This is a genomic window from Caulobacter sp. ALps2 (assembly GCF_058681635.1).
The window spans coordinates 229,820-243,396 of record NZ_JBZWKE010000002.1; the positions used below are offsets into that span (position 1 = coordinate 229,820).

Below are 13,577 nucleotides of genomic sequence, written 5' to 3' on the forward strand. Positions count from 1 at the left end.
AGACACGGGCCCTAAACAGGTGCATTGGGGAGCGCGCACTCCAGCCTTGTCGGCTGAGCTAGCGCAGTCTCTGTCGACAGACTAGTGGGCGCTCTTCCTCAAGATCGCCATGGCCTCGAGCCTGGCGCACGCGGCGTTGTGCGCCTGGGCTGCGTCGGCCGAGCGCAGGTATTCGACCGCAAAGGCCTCGACCGCGGCGTCGAGCGCTCTACAGAACGCGATCCTATGGCGCGAAGCGCAGAACGCTGCTTCGGTTGAAAGGTCTTGGAACAGGAAGCGAGCAACCGAAAGCGATCCACCCACCAGGGCGGCGATCTTCAGAACCTGAGCGTCGAAGCGGGCCTGAGTCACAACGAAGCTCCTTGGCGACCGACCCATGGTGTCATCACAACAAGCGAAGGCAAGTCCGTGAGGCGAAAAGCCTGCGCTCACGCTGCCGGTCGGGGATAATGCGCTAATCGGCAGAGAGCTTGAAGGGCTGTGGCACGACCCAGGCGCCGTCATTGGGTTTGCCGATTTCGAAGCCGCCTTGGCGCAGCTGGTCGATGACAATCTGGTCGATCTCACTGACCAGCAAGAGGTCGTCCCAGCAGCGATACGGCTGCCAAAGCGCGATCGCGCGGGCGAGCGCGGAGCTTACGCCCGCGGCGGCGATCTCGGTGGGGCTGGCTGTGTTGAGGTCGCTCATCACGAGGACAGACTCTTACCGTGCCCAGACGTTCCATCGCCGACGGCGATCTTTCAGCGTTGTGGTTTTAAGGCCGAAACGACCTTGTCAGGAGCGCCCCTCGTCATTCGTCTTGTCCAAGCATCGGTGGGCGCAGCCGGGTGACAAGATCGCTGTGCTCCTCTCCCCGCGTGGCGCGCGCCACGTTGAGGCGGATGTAGATGCCCTGTACGCCGTGGGATCGCACGGCCAAGTCCCAGTTTTCCCGCGCCTGGACCAGACTGTTGACCGCCGAGCAGCACATGACTTGCGGCGCTGAGCCGCGCCAGCGAACGTAGAGAAAAATGCCCGCCGTCGCGGGCAATTGCGCCGGGTCCTCGACCAGACGAAAGCGATAGCTAGCGCCTGATGCGCCGGTCAGATCGAGATGTTCTTGCACGTGGCCAGCATAGCGGGTCGCGGTAGAAAACTCATCTCCCGAACATCAGATAACAGGGTTCATTAAGCGCTCTGGGCTAGGGATATTGTGTGCAGCCAGAACTTTCCAATTTCGTGCAAGCGGCCATGGCGATCGGCGTGGCCGATCGGCTCGTGTCGCTCCGTGCCGACGTCGAAAAGGCGATTGCGAACTACCCGCCCGGCGACACGCGCTACCTGACGAGGTTGGAACGCCAGCACGAGCGCCTGCAAAATCCCGACCTTGAACTGATCGTGCGCTTGGTCACTACGCTTTGCGTTGAGGATCCATCTCGATTGGCGACCGTGGCGCCCATCGCGCAGTCGCTGAAGGCGCGCTTTCCGCCGTTGGCGCCGCTCGCGACGCCCACAGCCTTGAGCTAAAGCGCGGATACTGCGTTGAGCACAGATGATCCTCACCGTGCGCCCGAGCCTTGAACCAAGAGCAGGTGGCGGGGCGCGCCGATGAAGATCGCCACGTTCAATATCAACGATGTGCGCGGCCGCCTGGACAACCTTCTCGATTGGTTGGCCCAAGAGGAGCCTGACGTCGTTTGTCTGCAGGAACTGAAGGCTGAGCAGGGCGCCTTCCCGATCGAGCCTCTTGAGCAATTGGGCTACCAGGCCGCCTGGGTCGGAGAGCGAACCTGGAACGGCGTGGCGATCCTGGCGCGGGGCGTTGAGCCCGTCGTCACGCGAACCCGCCTGCCAGGCGATCCTAAGGACACGCAGGCCCGCTACATCGAGGCGGCGATCAACGGCGTCCTCGTCGCCAGCCTTTACCTTCCGAACGGCAACCCGGCCCCGGGCCCCAAGTTCGACTACAAGCTGGCATGGATGGAACGGCTGCTGACGCACGCCGCGGCGCTGATGGCCACGGGCGCGCCTGTCGTCCTGGCGGGCGACTACAACGTAATCCCCACCGACGACGACATCTACGCAAACCACTCCTATGCCGGAAACGCCCTGCTTGCGCCGGAAAGCCGGGCCGCCTTCCGCCGCCTGCTCGACCAAGGCTGGACCGACGCGCTGCGCGCTCAGCATCCCGTCGGACCGCTTTGGACCTTCTGGTCCTACCTTCGCAATCGATGGGGGACCGACCACGGCATGCGCCTGGACCATCTGCTGATCTCCACCAGCCTGGTTGATGATCTCGTCGATGCGGGCGTCGATCGTTGGGTGCGTGGGGAGGAGGAGGCCAGCGACCATGCGCCGACGTGGATCGTCTTGGATCGATGACCAAGGCAGCCAACGCCTATCCCGTGACTCCGGATGGCCGGTATTTCGTGGTTAGGGGACGTCTGTGGAGGACGTCCAATCCGGGGCTGGATCCTGACATCCGGAAGGCTCTGGTGGCGCAGTTGATGGCGGCTAGGCGCGAGGTGGGGGTTTGCGGGCGACGCGGGGATCTCGAGGGGCAAAAGCAGGCAAGGGTGCGTGTTGATGAAGCCAAGCGCGGTCTGGGCGAGCGAGGGCCGGTTTGGTGGCTGGACGGGTCACCGGATGAAAATCGCCGGATGGTGCGCAATACAAGCTACGCGGTCTGGTTTGAGGGTTTGGAGGGGGAGGTCTCCCCCTGAGCTTGAGCCTTGGTCTCAAGCTACCCCCTCTGCGGGGACACCCCGCAACGCCCCATCTTTTGATCAGTCGACGTCGGGCGCGCCAAACAACCGGACGACCAAAATCGCCCGAGGATCGCCGTCGTCGGCCAGCTCCAGGATTTGAGGGTAGCGTCTCTGCGGCGCGAAAATATCCAGATGGGCTTCGTGGACGTCGGTCCAGTCCTCGATGTCGCCGGGCATGATCACGCGCATGTCCGGATCAAACCGCTGGAGCTGCTGGACCAGACCTCCGACCGTCAGCGGGCCGTAGGGATCGCCGACACTGGGCGTCGTGGGACGGCGGCGCACATAGTCGACGAGTCGCCGTAGGCGCTCCAGGGCTGGACGGCGGATGGCCCGATGCTTTGCGATTTTGGCCTGGGCCATCAGCGGGACTGGCAGAGGGGCGCGCCCGCGCCGGGCCTTGTCCCGTCGCCGAGCGCGGCGACCGGGGTAGCGCTTAGAAACATCGCCAGAGCGACGAACACGACGAGCCCAGCGGTCTGGCGGCCGAGCAGCTCATGCTGGATCGGCCGCCGCGACATCCTAGTGAGCGCCGCGCTGAAGGTGGGCGCGCACGGCGTCGGCGCCATTGCCCGCCGACTTGACCGCCTTTGCGAGTTCCTCGCGCGAAACGCCGAGGGTCTTGGTCCAGTACTGGACCTCGTAGTCCTCGCTCAGGCTGATCTTGGAGGCGTCCTGCGGACTGGTCTTGGCTTTGTCGTCAGACATCAAAGGCTCCCTTTTTCCTTCCAACCGGCGCCATGGCCGGTGGGTTCCGAAGGGGATGTGTCGATCTGTTCGCCTGGTTAGTGGGTTAGGCCTTCAGGCGAAGGCCTGGGCCGCCAAGGTTATCAGGCGGCAGAAACTGGACGCCGGCGTTGTCGAGGGCCGCACGAACAGCCTCGACGTTCGCAGCCGCGCGTTGGCCAGGACCGTTCTTGGGGTCTTCCATGCGCCGGATGCTCATCAGCGACAGGCCAGCAGCCTCGGCCAGCCTGGGCTGGCTCCAATCCAAAAGCGCGCGCGCCGCCCTGATCTGCCCGGCGGTCAGCAACATGTAGAGAACATAAAATGTTCAGAACGGATCATTTAGGGTTGTCCTGTCGTCGGCCGCTGTGGTAGCGATCTGTTCTTAAGTGAACAGATGAGTTCAAGCCATGGCCTCACGTCGCAAGGCGGGAGACGCGGTCTCGCGCCTGCCTGCCCTCTCCCGCCGCGCGGTTCTCGCGGGCGTTACAGCCAGTCCCGCTTTCGCCGCTGCCCCGCCTGGAACGCCGGCCGACCCTATCGTCGCGATCAGCCGGCATTGGCTCAATGTCGACGCCGAACGGAATCGTCTGGCGCTGGCGTGGGGCACCCTGGAGGGCGAGCTCATCAAGTCCCATGCCTGGCACCGCCTCACGACCCCCGAACGCGCCGCTATCCGCGAAGGCGGTCGCTTGAGCGAAATCAGCGACCGGCTGGATCAGCTCGAGGAGGAGAGCGAGGCGATCCTGGAGAACCTGCCGACCGCGGCTGCGACCAGCGTCGACGGCGTCCTAGCGAACCTGACAATCGCGATGACTCTGCTCTACCCGGAGGACCATGAGCGGGTCCACGGCCTGGTCATGCGGGCCATCGCCGACATCAGGCGGCTTGCCGCATGATGGCGCATCGACGACCCAACCGGCCAGCGCCAGATCGAGCTTTGGCCCAGACCTTCCGCCGCAACGCCCGAGGTTTCTTCCGGAGCGGCGACGAGACCGGCGCCCTCTATCCCGATCACGCGCTCTACGACTTTGCGATCGCCATCGAGCTCTCGCTTAAGTCCTTCCTGCTTTGGCGCGGGTTCGCCGACGACTGGAACCGCCGACACATCCGCCATGATCTGCGCAAGGCGCTGAAGTGCGCGCGGCGGGCTGGGCTGGCTGGTCTCCCCGAGGCGCTTTGCCCGCTGACCCGGAAGCTCAGCCCCGCCTATCAGCGCCACGCTATCGTGAGCCGGTCGGAGGCGTTGCTCGCGGTGATCAATGTGCCGGAGGCTTGCGAGACCGTGCACGCCCTGCTGGCGGCGGTGGAGACGGCTATCGGGTGCGATGGCGAGCGGGCGTAGGCTAGGGCCTCCGGGCTCCTCCTTGACCGCTGGCTAAGGGGCCTGGCCCCTCGCGCGCGGAAGACCGGCCTTGGGGTGTCCCCCGCCTTCCTCCCTTGGGTCGTGCAGGCCGGGCGATCCCCCTCCCCTCCCCCGGTCATCCGCTTGCTACCCCCGCCTCGCCGGCGGGCAGGGGTTGATGCGCAAGGCATCGAACCCAGACCGGAGATCGACCCGTGACCGACAAGCCCCTGTTCGCCAGCGACGCCGAGCGCACCGTGGAAACCGCCCGCCTCAACGATCTGGCGCGCACCGCACCCAAGACCGTCAACGCCACTTGGCTGGCGACGGGCGGCGTCGCCGCCCTGATCGCCGAGGCCGCCAACGGGGAGGATCGGGGCGTTGAGCTCGCCACCCGACTGGCGAGGTTTACCGATTTCGACGAGGGCGATGATCCCTATGGCGAGCGTGATTTCGGGGCGTTCGAGCTTTGGGACGAACGCCTGTTTTGGAAGATCGACTACTATCACCCGGAGCGTGACGAGCACTCGCCGGTCAAGTGGAGCGCCGAGCTCACCCGGCGCGTTGTGATTATCATGCTGGCCAGCGAATACTGACCGGGCCGGGCCAGCCGCCGGGCTGGCCCCCTCCCCTACCAGATGCTATATTCCCTGGTGTTCGAAGGAGTTTCCCATGGGCCGTTGGTCCTCATCCGATCCCGCAGACGTGGCCTGGCGCCGCGAGCAGATGAGCGCCAACAACGACATCGAGGGCGTGCGTCGCGACCCCCAGGCTGACCAGTTGATGGCCCGGCTGGACGCGGAGGGCAAAAGCCCCGCCCAAAAGCGCGACGCCCTGCGCGGTTACTTCGCCCAGAAGGCCTAGTGAGCGATCGCAAGGACGCCGAGCGCGCCGCGTTCGAGCGGGTTTTCTATCCGGGCAGCCGCGTGCTGGTGAACGAGTTGGGGCTGCGCGATGCAGCCTCGCTCGACGCCGCCGAACGTCTCTTCACCGACACCCGCATCGAAGAAGGCATGCCCGCTCACGCAGGCGAGCCGACCTATGCCGCGTTCAAGGCCATCCATTTCCATCTTTTCCAGGACCTCTATGCGTGGGCGGGCCAGGAGCGGACCTATACGACCGGCCGTGGCCCCACGCCGTTCGCGCCGCCCGAGCAGATCGCGCCTTGGATGGAAAAGCAATTTGCCGCCTTCCGCGCGGCCGGTGAGCTGAAGGGCTTGTCGGCGGAAGGTTTCGCTGTGGCTTCAGCCAACTTCATCACCGAGATCAACGCCGCCCACCCCTTCATCGAAGGCAATGGCCGCACCCAGCGCATCTGGCTGGGCGGCGTGGCAGAACGCGCTGGCTTTGAATTTCGGATCCGGCCCGAGGACCAGGCGGCCTGGTACGAGGCATCCCGGATCGGTTTCGAGTTAGCCAAGACCGAACCGATGGCCGAGCTGATCCTGGCGCGCATCCAGACCCTGCAACGGGCCGAGGACGGTCGCGGCCCCGAGCGAGCCGCGCAGTTCTTGGCGATGAGCCGCGAAGCGGCGTTGGCCAGCGGCGACGGCAGCTTCCAAGCGGCTTGGGCGAACCTGGATAAGATCGCCGCCGTCGTCGGAAGCGCCATGGCCCACGATGTCGAGGCCCAGGGCAGGCTTTTGGATAAGGCGCGCCATCAGGTCGCCGAGCACCTTCGCGCGGGGCGCACGATCGTCGAGGTCAGCAAGGAACAAGCCTGGCGAAACGCCTCGCAGGACCAGGTCCCCTCCCCTACCGATCCCATTCTTGGCGACAAAGACCGCTAGGCTCGGTGCCGGCCAGAAATCCACGGGGATGGCGGGCCGAGCGGCTCCCCCACAGAGCAAGCGAGGACCGCCAAGGCGCCGGCGACTTAGCTGGCGACGTGCGCGGCGAAAGATTAGACCCCAACGCCAAGGTCCGGAGCTAGAGCATTTTCCGATCAGTCTGCATCATACCCCGCAGCGGCGAAGTAGTTGGCGCATTCGTTGGGTGTGAAGGCGTCGATAGCATGGGCGATGGCCTTCCAAAGCTGTTCGACGGTTCGGGCGGCGGCCTTGCGCAGCAGGGCCTTGAGCTTTGAGAAGGCGTTCTCGATCGGATTGAGGTCTGGACTGTAAGGCGGCAGGAACAGCAACCGAGCGCCGGCTGTCTCGATGGCGGTTCGGGCGGCGGCGCTTTTGTGGGCGGCCAGATTGTCGAGGATCACGATGTCGCCGGGCGCCAGCGTCGGGACCAGGACTTGCTCGACATAGGCCAGGAACCAGCCGCCCGTCATCGGGCCGTCCAGGACCATGGGCGCGGTCATTCCCGACAGGCGCAAGCCGCCGATGAAGGTGGTGGTTTTCCAGTGACCGTGCGGCACGCTGCAGCGCAGGCGCTCGCCGCGAGGCGCGCGGCCGTGCCGACGAGCCATCTTGGTGGTGGCTCCGGTCTCGTCCAGGAACACCAGTCGGGCGGGATCCAGATCCAGTTGCCCCTCGAACCAGGCCCGTCGGCGCTTCAGGATATCGGGACGGTTCTGTTCGTCCGCGTGCGCCGACTTTTTTTGAGCGTGATCCGCCGTCGGTTGAAGAACCGCCAGATCGACGAGCCGCTGACCGCCACGCCGCGCTCGGCCAGACCGGCCTGGAGTTCGGCCAGAGTGATATCCGGCTTGGCCTCAACCATCGCCAGGATCACGTCGGCATTCTGCTCGATGAGACCGGAGCGACGATCGCCGCCAAGAGCGCCCGGGCGCGCATCGCCCTGGCTCAAGGTCAGTTGCCGCCATCGGATCGCGCTGGCCGCGCTGACCCCAAACCGCGCCGCCGCCGCCCGGCACGACAGCCCACCATCAATCGCGGCGATCACCCGCTCCCGAAGATCCAAAGACAGCGCCTTGCTCATTCGTGCCAGCCTCCGATCCAGCACAGAGCTTGAATCAGATACCGGGCCGCATGGGAATCCCCAACGATTCAATCAGGTCGTAGAATGCTCTAGCTCGCCCCCCTCCGGCGGCCAAGCCGTAGCGTTCGCCGAGGAGTGGGTGGAGGTCTGAGCATCTAAATCTTATGTCGCGTAAGGGACCTTTGCGGGGATAGACCCGCAGTTGTTCATGCTTCGTGCTTCAAAGCGCGGTCTGGCGAACAAACTTTGCGGTGAGCCCAATAGAGGGGGGCGACAGATCGGCGACCAGCGCGTCTCGCGGCGCGCCGCGCACGCCCTTGCCGATCCGGTCGGCGAAACGGGCGCCGAACACCTCGAACGGGGTCACTGCCAAAGGAAAGATAGGCTTGCTCAGAGCTCCGAGGCCGTAGCCTAGAACGGCCAGAAGCTTGCGCTTGCCGAGCCTGTCGCTCAGCCAGCCGGAGAAGATTTTGGTGATCGAAGCCGTGGCCTCAGCGGCCCCTTCAATGAGTCCGACCAGCGCGACGCTGGCCCCCAGGGTTCCGACCAGGAACACCGGCAGCAGGCTGTGGATCATCTCCGAAGAGATATCCATGAACATCGACACCAGGCCGAGCGCCCATACCCCTCGTGGGACAGCCGAGATGCCGGAGCGCCATAATGCCTTCGTCTTGTCAGTTCCCATCGGCGTCACGAACGGCTGCAAGGTCCGGACGGCCGCGATCGCAAGAGGCGTCATTCTGGGAACGCATAGGCCCCTGAGCTGGGACCATGAGCATGGTCACTTTCAAGCCGGGCCTTGCGTCTTCGAGAAGCAGCCGTCCGCCGTGCAGGCGGGCGACGCTAGCGGTGATCGCCATGCCAAGACCCGTGCCCGGCGCCGCGCGAGCAGGGTCCAGCCGGGAGAACGGCCGGACCGCGACCCCGAACATCTCAGGCGGAATGCCGGGTCCATCGTCCTCGACGCTGAGCTTGATTCCGTCCGGCTCCTCGACCAGGCGCACCCGAACTGCGGCGCCCGCGCGGGAATGTTTCAGGGCGTTCTCCAGCAGATTGGCGAGCGCCTGGGTCAGAAGGTCGACGTCGCCCTCTACCACCCTGCATTCCGCGATCTGGACGATTAAGGTCCGCCCCGATGCCTCTAACTCCGCGCGGTAGGCGTCCGCGACCCGATCGGTCAGATCCATCAGGTCGACGGCCGCGAAACGCGCCCGCGCCGCGCCGGCGTCGATCTCCGCGAGGCGAAGCATCGCGTCGAACATTCGCAGGGCCCTGTCGATGCCGTCATTCGCCGACTGAAGGGCGGCGTTTCGGAGTTCTGGCGTCGCAGCGGCGGCGGCCGCGTCGAGCCGCTGGCGGACATGCGACAAGGGGGTCCGAAGATCATGGGCAACCTCGGCGGAAACCCGGCGCACGGCGGCCATCAAAACACCGATGCGATCCAGCATCTGATTGACGCCCGCAGCCAGCTGGCCGATGTCGTCGCCTTCCGGCCTGGCGTCGGAAGCGCGGGCCGCGAGGTCGCCGTCGGCGACGGTGCGCACAGTGCGAACCAAGGCGTTCATTCGTTCGAGCGCCCGGTGTGTCAGGTAAAGGCCGGCCGCCAACCCTAGGGCCAAGGCCAAACCGCCCCATAGCAACAGGGTCCGAAAGAGCGTGTTGCGCAGCGCTTCGGCTCTCCCAAGGTCCTCTCCGACCGTGAGCCGCGCACCATCCGGCAGGCGCTGGGTCAGGATAATGAGGCGGTCCTTGCCTTCCAGTCCGGGCGCGGTTCCATCAAAGTCGAGGCTTCGCCACCCCTCCTTGGGGCCCAGGTCGGTCAAGTCGCCCGCGACATGGCGGCCCGTGGAATCGACCAGACGGTATTCCAGGGCGCCGGGTCGTTCCGCGCGCGCCATCACCGCGTCGCCGGCGGCCTTCAGACCCTCGGCCTGGATCTCAAGCGTGACGGCGTGGACCTCAAGGGCGATGCGATCATGGGCTTCGCGCTCGGCCGCGCCGCGGGTCGTCACCCAGCCGCCGGTTCCTGCGCCCACGATCGCAGCCGCCAGTAGCGCGGCGTGGATGAGGGAGATCCGAAAGCTGGTCGAGCGCCAGAGCGGGCTAAGGCGTGCGAGCGGCATAGCCTTCTCCTCGCACGGTGTGAATCAGCATTGGACTCCCCGCGCGATCAATCTTGGCGCGAAGGCGGCTAACGTGGCTCTCCACCAGGCTGGTGCCCGGATCAAAGCGTATTTTCCAAACGCCTTCCAGCAGCATGGTGCGGGTGACGACACTGGGCGTCTGAAGCATCAAGGCTTCGAGCAGCTGAAACTCGCGATGCTGCAGATCGACCAGTTCGCCGCCCCGTCGGACCTGGCGCGTTAAACGATCGAGCGTCAAATCGGCGATGGCCAGCCGGGTGGGCGAAGCCGATGCGCCTCTGCGGCCGAGGGCGTCAACGCGGGCCGCCAGTTCTGACATCGAGAACGGCTTGACCAGATAGTCGTCAGCGCCCCCCTCCAGGCCGGCGACCCGATCCTCGACCGAGCCGAGCGCCGTCAGGATCAAGATGGGCGTTTCACGCCCGGCATCGCGCAGGGCCTTGGCGACCGACAGCCCGTCCAGGCTGGGAAGCATCCGGTCGATGATCATCACGTCGAAGCTGCCAGCCATCGCCGTGACCAGCCCGGCCTGGCCATCCATCACGGTCTCGCACGCATGACCACGCGCGCTGAGGCCCTCGACGACGAAGGCCGCAGTCTCAGCATCATCCTCGATCAGCAGCAGGCGCATCGCGTGATCTCTCGTGGGGTTGTCCCGGCGGATAACGATAGGCGAGAACGAGCGCAGGGAGCAGCAGCAGGCTCATCAGGGTCGAGGTGATCAATCCGCCGAGGATGACCGCGGCCATCGGACCCTGCACCTCGCGTCCGGATTGGCCCGCCTCGAGCGCGAGCGGCGCCAGGCCAAGTCCGGTGACCAGGGCGGTCATCAGGATTGGCGTCACGCGTTCCTGGGTCGCTCGCAGTACCGTCGCCAAGCCCCAGGGTTGGCCCTCATAGCTCACTAGATGATCGACGTGGGAGATCAGGAGAATGGCGTTGCGGGCGGCGATTCCGAATAGCGTGACGAAGCCGACCAGGGCACCCAGTGACAGCACCCCGCCGGTCAAGGCCACCGCCGCGACGCCGCCGGCCAGCGCAAACGGCGTCCCAGCCAGGATCAGTCCGGCGGGACGACCGCCGCCGAAGGCCAGCACGAGGAGGGCGACGATGCCGATCGAAGCGGCCGCGACATTGACCAGGATCTGGCTAGCCGCAGCGGCCTGACCCTGGGCTACGCCGGTAAATTCAAGGAACACACCCGGCGGGAGCGAAACGGTGCTTGCGATCTTGGCGCGGGCGTCGCGCACGAACCCGGAGACGTCCGCCCCCGTGGGATTGGCGGTGACCACCTGCCGACGTTGACCGCCGTCGTGATTGATGACGGTGCGCCCCTCGCCCAAGCGAATGGTGGCGATGTCTGACAAGGGGGTCGTCGCACCATCTGCGGTGCGCACGAGCAAGGCTCCGATGCCTTCCGGATCACGCTGCATCTCCGGTGGGAGGGCGATGGCCACCTCGGTGATGCGATCGGCACCCGTGACCTGCGCCACGGTGCGGCCCTGGAAGGCCGTTTCGATGGCGTCATAGGCGTCGGTAGGGGCGACGCCGCGAAGCGCCATGCGGTCTGAGTCCAGGGCGATCTTCAGGGTCGGAGCGCCGGGCTGGGCCTTCACCTGCACGTCGGCCGCGCCGGGGACCGACTGCAGGGCGCGAGCCACATCGGCCGCGACACGGTCAAGAACGTCGAGGTCGGGTCCATAGACATTGACCGCAACCTTCGCCGTCTCCCCCGACAAGGATTCGCTGATGCGGTCTCCGAGGAAGGTCAGAGCTTCGCTCTGAACGCCGGGATATTGCGCCAGAACCTCTCGGATGCGCGCCAGAACCCGGTCCTCGCCGGCCCCGCCCACGGGGCGCAACTCGACATGGAACTCGCTGCGATGCGGGGGAAAGGTGTCCTCTCCGGCCTCGGCGCGCCCGATCTGCTGCTCGACCGTCGCGACCTCGGGTATCGCCACCAGATCCTTGGTGATGCGGACGCCAAGATCGCGCATCCACCCCATCGAGGCGCCGGCGGGCCCATTGACCTGCAGCACATAGTGACGCTCGCGGAACGCCGGCAGCAGCTCCGAGCCAAAGACGAAGAAGGCCCCTAGCGCCAACACACCGACCAGCGCGGCGCCCGCCACGACCACGCCGGGCCGCGCGCATATCGGCTCTAAGACCCGAATATGAAGGCTCTTCAGCTTCCGAAGATAGCCCGGCTCGTCGTGTAGCCGGATCCGACGCAGGAGCAGCAGCGACAGCGCGGGCGTCACGGTGATGGCGACCGCGAGGGAGGCCAGTGTCGCCAGCAGGAACGCAAAGGCGAGTGGACCGAAGAATGCGCCCTGCAGGCCGGTCAGGAAGAGGATGGGCGCGATGGTCAAGGCCAGCACGTAGGTCGCATAGACGACCGGCGCGCGCACCTCCACCGACGCCGCCTCGATGATCCCCACCCTGTCGGTTCCGGACCGATCCTCGCGAAGGCGGCGCACGATATTCTCCACCCCGACGATGGCGTCGTCGATGACCACGCCGAGGGCGACCGCCAGGCCGCCCAGGGTCATGGTGTTGATGGTCTGCCCCAGGCGGTCCAGCACGATGAGCGCGGCGAGAAGCGACAGCGGGATGGAGACAAATGCGATGAACGCGACTCTCAGATCCCGCAGGAACACCAACAGGATCAGGCCGATCATGCCCGCCCCGATCAGCAAGTCGGTGCGGATGCCGCGCAGCGCAGAGTCGATGAAGTTCGCTGGCCTGTGGAGGCTGGGGTAGATTTTGACGCCCTGCGCCTCCAGAGCGGGTCGCAGCTCGGCCAGCGTCGCCTCCGCAGCGCGCGTCGCGTCGAGCGTGTTCGCGCCATACTGGCTCGAAAGCGCGATCAGCACGCCGCCCCGTCCCATGATCAAAGCGTCGCCGAACTTCGGCGCAGGCGCCTCCACGACATCGGCGACATCGCCCAGTCTCACCGGCAGGCCCGTGGCGGCCGGGAGGAGTGATCCGGAAAGGGACTTGGCCGTAACGGCCCCATTGGTGGGTTCGACCAGGATGCGCTGGCTGGGCGTCTCGGCGAACCCGCCGCCGCGGACTAACGTACTCGCCTGGACGGCGGTGGCGACTTCGGAGAGCGCGATGTTTCGGGCGATGAGATCGGCCGGCCGGACGCGGACCTCCAGGCGACGCTGGTCGCCGCCGAAGATCGTGGCGCGGGCGACCCCAGGTGTGGCCAGCATCCGGGGCCGCACTGTCCACTGGACGATATCTCGCAAGGCCATCGGGCTCAACCGGTCGCTGGTGAAGCCAATCTTCAAGAGATCCATAGTGGAGGAGGTCAGCGGGCTGAGTTTGGGGGCGGAGACGCCGGCCGGCAGACGACCCGCTGCCTCGCTCAAGGCTTCTGCAACGACCTGCCGCGCGCGAAACGGATCGCTGCCCTCAACGAAGATGACGGTGATCACGGACAAGCCCTGGATGGATTCCGAGCGGACTGCGGCGACGCCGTTGGCGCCGTTGATAACAGTCTCCAGCGGCCGGGTGACCAGGGCCTCGACCTGTTCGGGGGTGAGGCCAGCGGCCTCCGTCTGGACGCTCGCCTGGGGCGGGACGAACTCCGGAAAGACGTCGTAGCGCGCCGCGACGACGGTGGCGCCGCCAAACCCGAGCAACAGCAAGGCACACAGAAGCACGATACCGGGATGGCGCAGGCAGAGCCTGACGATAAGCGAAAGCATCGG

18 protein-coding genes and 1 pseudogene are annotated in these 13,577 nt (G+C 66.0%); 8 read left to right on the forward strand and 11 right to left on the reverse strand.

From position 1 onward, the window contains the following. Positions 1 to 81 precede the first annotated feature (81 nt). The 3 genes from ACW173_RS26090 to ACW173_RS26100 form a co-directional block, all read right to left on the reverse strand. Positions 82 to 351, reverse strand: a complete 270-nt coding sequence (locus ACW173_RS26090) for a hypothetical protein (RefSeq protein ID WP_062094411.1) — start codon at positions 349 to 351, stop codon at positions 82 to 84. A 103-nt stretch (positions 352 to 454) separates the two neighbouring features. Then, positions 455 to 688 carry a ComEA family DNA-binding protein gene (locus tag ACW173_RS26095; RefSeq protein ID WP_492086121.1) on the reverse strand — a complete coding sequence of 78 codons (234 nt, stop codon included), beginning with the start codon at positions 686 to 688 and terminating at the stop codon, positions 455 to 457. 103 nt (positions 689 to 791) lie between these two features. Further along, the gene (locus ACW173_RS26100) at positions 792 to 1,106 is read right to left on the reverse strand and encodes a hypothetical protein (RefSeq protein ID WP_492086122.1); all 315 of its coding nucleotides are present in this window, start codon (positions 1,104 to 1,106) and stop codon (positions 792 to 794) included. A gap of 89 nt (positions 1,107 to 1,195) precedes the next feature. Between ACW173_RS26100 and ACW173_RS26105 the strand changes: the two genes are divergently transcribed. From ACW173_RS26105 to ACW173_RS26115, 3 genes are all read left to right on the forward strand, one after another. Beyond that, the gene (locus tag ACW173_RS26105; protein ID WP_492086123.1) at positions 1,196 to 1,507 is read left to right on the forward strand and encodes a hypothetical protein; all 312 of its coding nucleotides are present in this window, start codon (positions 1,196 to 1,198) and stop codon (positions 1,505 to 1,507) included. 81 nt (positions 1,508 to 1,588) lie between these two features. Then, positions 1,589 to 2,362 carry an exodeoxyribonuclease III gene (locus ACW173_RS26110; protein ID WP_492086124.1) on the forward strand — a complete coding sequence of 258 codons (774 nt, stop codon included), beginning with the start codon at positions 1,589 to 1,591 and terminating at the stop codon, positions 2,360 to 2,362. Further along, a complete protein-coding gene (locus ACW173_RS26115) occupies positions 2,359 to 2,703 on the forward strand; it encodes a hypothetical protein (protein WP_492086125.1) in 345 nt (114 codons plus the stop codon). The genes ACW173_RS26110 and ACW173_RS26115 overlap by 4 nt, the downstream gene beginning before the upstream one ends. Before the next feature lie 63 nt (positions 2,704 to 2,766). Here the strand turns inward: ACW173_RS26115 and ACW173_RS26120 are convergent, their stop codons facing one another. The 3 genes from ACW173_RS26120 to ACW173_RS26130 all read right to left on the reverse strand — a co-directional run bounded on the left by ACW173_RS26120 (position 2,767) and on the right by ACW173_RS26130 (position 3,784). Further along, positions 2,767 to 3,111, reverse strand: a complete 345-nt coding sequence (locus ACW173_RS26120; protein WP_492086126.1) for a hypothetical protein — start codon at positions 3,109 to 3,111, stop codon at positions 2,767 to 2,769. A 159-nt stretch (positions 3,112 to 3,270) separates the two neighbouring features. Continuing rightward, on the reverse strand, positions 3,271 to 3,456 hold the full coding sequence (locus ACW173_RS26125; protein WP_492086127.1) for a DUF3606 domain-containing protein: 186 nt from the start codon (positions 3,454 to 3,456) through the stop codon (positions 3,271 to 3,273). An 85-nt stretch (positions 3,457 to 3,541) separates the two neighbouring features. Beyond that, positions 3,542 to 3,784, reverse strand: coding sequence for a helix-turn-helix domain-containing protein (locus tag ACW173_RS26130; RefSeq protein WP_492086128.1), 243 nt, complete (start codon positions 3,782 to 3,784; stop codon positions 3,542 to 3,544). A gap of 100 nt (positions 3,785 to 3,884) precedes the next feature. Between ACW173_RS26130 and ACW173_RS26135 the strand changes: the two genes are divergently transcribed. The 5 genes from ACW173_RS26135 (at position 3,885) to ACW173_RS26155 (ending at position 6,609) form a co-directional block, all read left to right on the forward strand. Beyond that, the gene (locus tag ACW173_RS26135; protein ID WP_492086129.1) at positions 3,885 to 4,373 is read left to right on the forward strand and encodes a hypothetical protein; all 489 of its coding nucleotides are present in this window, start codon (positions 3,885 to 3,887) and stop codon (positions 4,371 to 4,373) included. Between the two features lie 41 nt (positions 4,374 to 4,414). Continuing rightward, entirely contained in the window at positions 4,415 to 4,819 is a 405-nt protein-coding gene (locus ACW173_RS26140; RefSeq protein ID WP_492086130.1) for a hypothetical protein, read from the forward strand. Positions 4,820 to 5,034: 215 nt separating this feature from the next. Then, positions 5,035 to 5,415 (forward strand): DUF3768 domain-containing protein, encoded by a 381-nt coding sequence (locus ACW173_RS26145; RefSeq protein WP_492086131.1) that lies wholly within the window; start codon positions 5,035 to 5,037, stop codon positions 5,413 to 5,415. A 76-nt stretch (positions 5,416 to 5,491) separates the two neighbouring features. Next, positions 5,492 to 5,683 (forward strand): hypothetical protein, encoded by a 192-nt coding sequence (locus ACW173_RS26150; RefSeq protein WP_028040819.1) that lies wholly within the window; start codon positions 5,492 to 5,494, stop codon positions 5,681 to 5,683. Beyond that, positions 5,683 to 6,609, forward strand: a complete 927-nt coding sequence (locus ACW173_RS26155) for a Fic/DOC family protein (protein ID WP_492086132.1) — start codon at positions 5,683 to 5,685, stop codon at positions 6,607 to 6,609. Before ACW173_RS26150 ends, ACW173_RS26155 begins: the two co-directional genes overlap by 1 nt. A gap of 155 nt (positions 6,610 to 6,764) precedes the next feature. Here ACW173_RS26155 and ACW173_RS26160 read toward each other — a convergent pair. The 5 genes and pseudogenes from ACW173_RS26160 to ACW173_RS26180 all read right to left on the reverse strand — a co-directional run bounded on the left by ACW173_RS26160 (position 6,765) and on the right by ACW173_RS26180 (position 13,574). Then, a protein-coding gene (locus ACW173_RS26160; protein WP_085953780.1) for an IS630 family transposase occupies positions 6,765 to 7,711 on the reverse strand; the annotation gives its coding sequence in 2 pieces (ribosomal slippage) (positions 6,765 to 7,375 and positions 7,375 to 7,711; 948 coding nt in all). A gap of 232 nt (positions 7,712 to 7,943) precedes the next feature. Beyond that, positions 7,944 to 8,396: pseudogene (locus ACW173_RS26165) on the reverse strand (MFS transporter); the annotation flags it as partial. Next, positions 8,386 to 9,834: a sensor histidine kinase gene (locus ACW173_RS26170; RefSeq protein ID WP_492086133.1), complete on the reverse strand. Its 1,449-nt coding sequence runs from the start codon at positions 9,832 to 9,834 to the stop codon at positions 8,386 to 8,388. The gene ACW173_RS26170 and the pseudogene ACW173_RS26165, both read right to left, overlap by 11 nt. Further along, the gene (locus ACW173_RS26175; RefSeq protein WP_492086134.1) at positions 9,815 to 10,486 is read right to left on the reverse strand and encodes a response regulator; all 672 of its coding nucleotides are present in this window, start codon (positions 10,484 to 10,486) and stop codon (positions 9,815 to 9,817) included. Before ACW173_RS26175 ends, ACW173_RS26170 begins: the two co-directional genes overlap by 20 nt. Continuing rightward, the gene (locus ACW173_RS26180; protein ID WP_492086135.1) at positions 10,461 to 13,574 is read right to left on the reverse strand and encodes an efflux RND transporter permease subunit; all 3,114 of its coding nucleotides are present in this window, start codon (positions 13,572 to 13,574) and stop codon (positions 10,461 to 10,463) included. Before ACW173_RS26180 ends, ACW173_RS26175 begins: the two co-directional genes overlap by 26 nt. Positions 13,575 to 13,577 lie beyond the last annotated feature (3 nt).

Excerpts from the sequence above, each read along its gene's own strand:
- ACW173_RS26120 (WP_492086126.1), bottom strand. The coding sequence starts at position 3,111 with ATGGCCCAGGCCAAAATCGCAAAGCATCGGGCCATCCGCCGTCCAGCC.
- ACW173_RS26170 (WP_492086133.1), bottom strand. The coding sequence starts at position 9,834 with ATGCCGCTCGCACGCCTTAGCCCGCTCTGGCGCTCGACCAGCTTTCGG.
- ACW173_RS26180 (WP_492086135.1), bottom strand. The coding sequence starts at position 13,574 with ATGCTTTCGCTTATCGTCAGGCTCTGCCTGCGCCATCCCGGTATCGTG.
- ACW173_RS26095 (WP_492086121.1), bottom strand. The coding sequence starts at position 688 with ATGAGCGACCTCAACACAGCCAGCCCCACCGAGATCGCCGCCGCGGGC.
- ACW173_RS26125 (WP_492086127.1), bottom strand. The coding sequence starts at position 3,456 with ATGTCTGACGACAAAGCCAAGACCAGTCCGCAGGACGCCTCCAAGATC.
- ACW173_RS26175 (WP_492086134.1), bottom strand. The coding sequence starts at position 10,486 with ATGCGCCTGCTGCTGATCGAGGATGATGCTGAGACTGCGGCCTTCGTC.
- ACW173_RS26150 (WP_028040819.1), top strand. The coding sequence starts at position 5,492 with ATGGGCCGTTGGTCCTCATCCGATCCCGCAGACGTGGCCTGGCGCCGC.
- ACW173_RS26115 (WP_492086125.1), top strand. The coding sequence starts at position 2,359 with ATGACCAAGGCAGCCAACGCCTATCCCGTGACTCCGGATGGCCGGTAT.
- ACW173_RS26135 (WP_492086129.1), top strand. The coding sequence starts at position 3,885 with ATGGCCTCACGTCGCAAGGCGGGAGACGCGGTCTCGCGCCTGCCTGCC.
- ACW173_RS26110 (WP_492086124.1), top strand. The coding sequence starts at position 1,589 with ATGAAGATCGCCACGTTCAATATCAACGATGTGCGCGGCCGCCTGGAC.
- ACW173_RS26130 (WP_492086128.1), bottom strand. The coding sequence starts at position 3,784 with ATGTTGCTGACCGCCGGGCAGATCAGGGCGGCGCGCGCGCTTTTGGAT.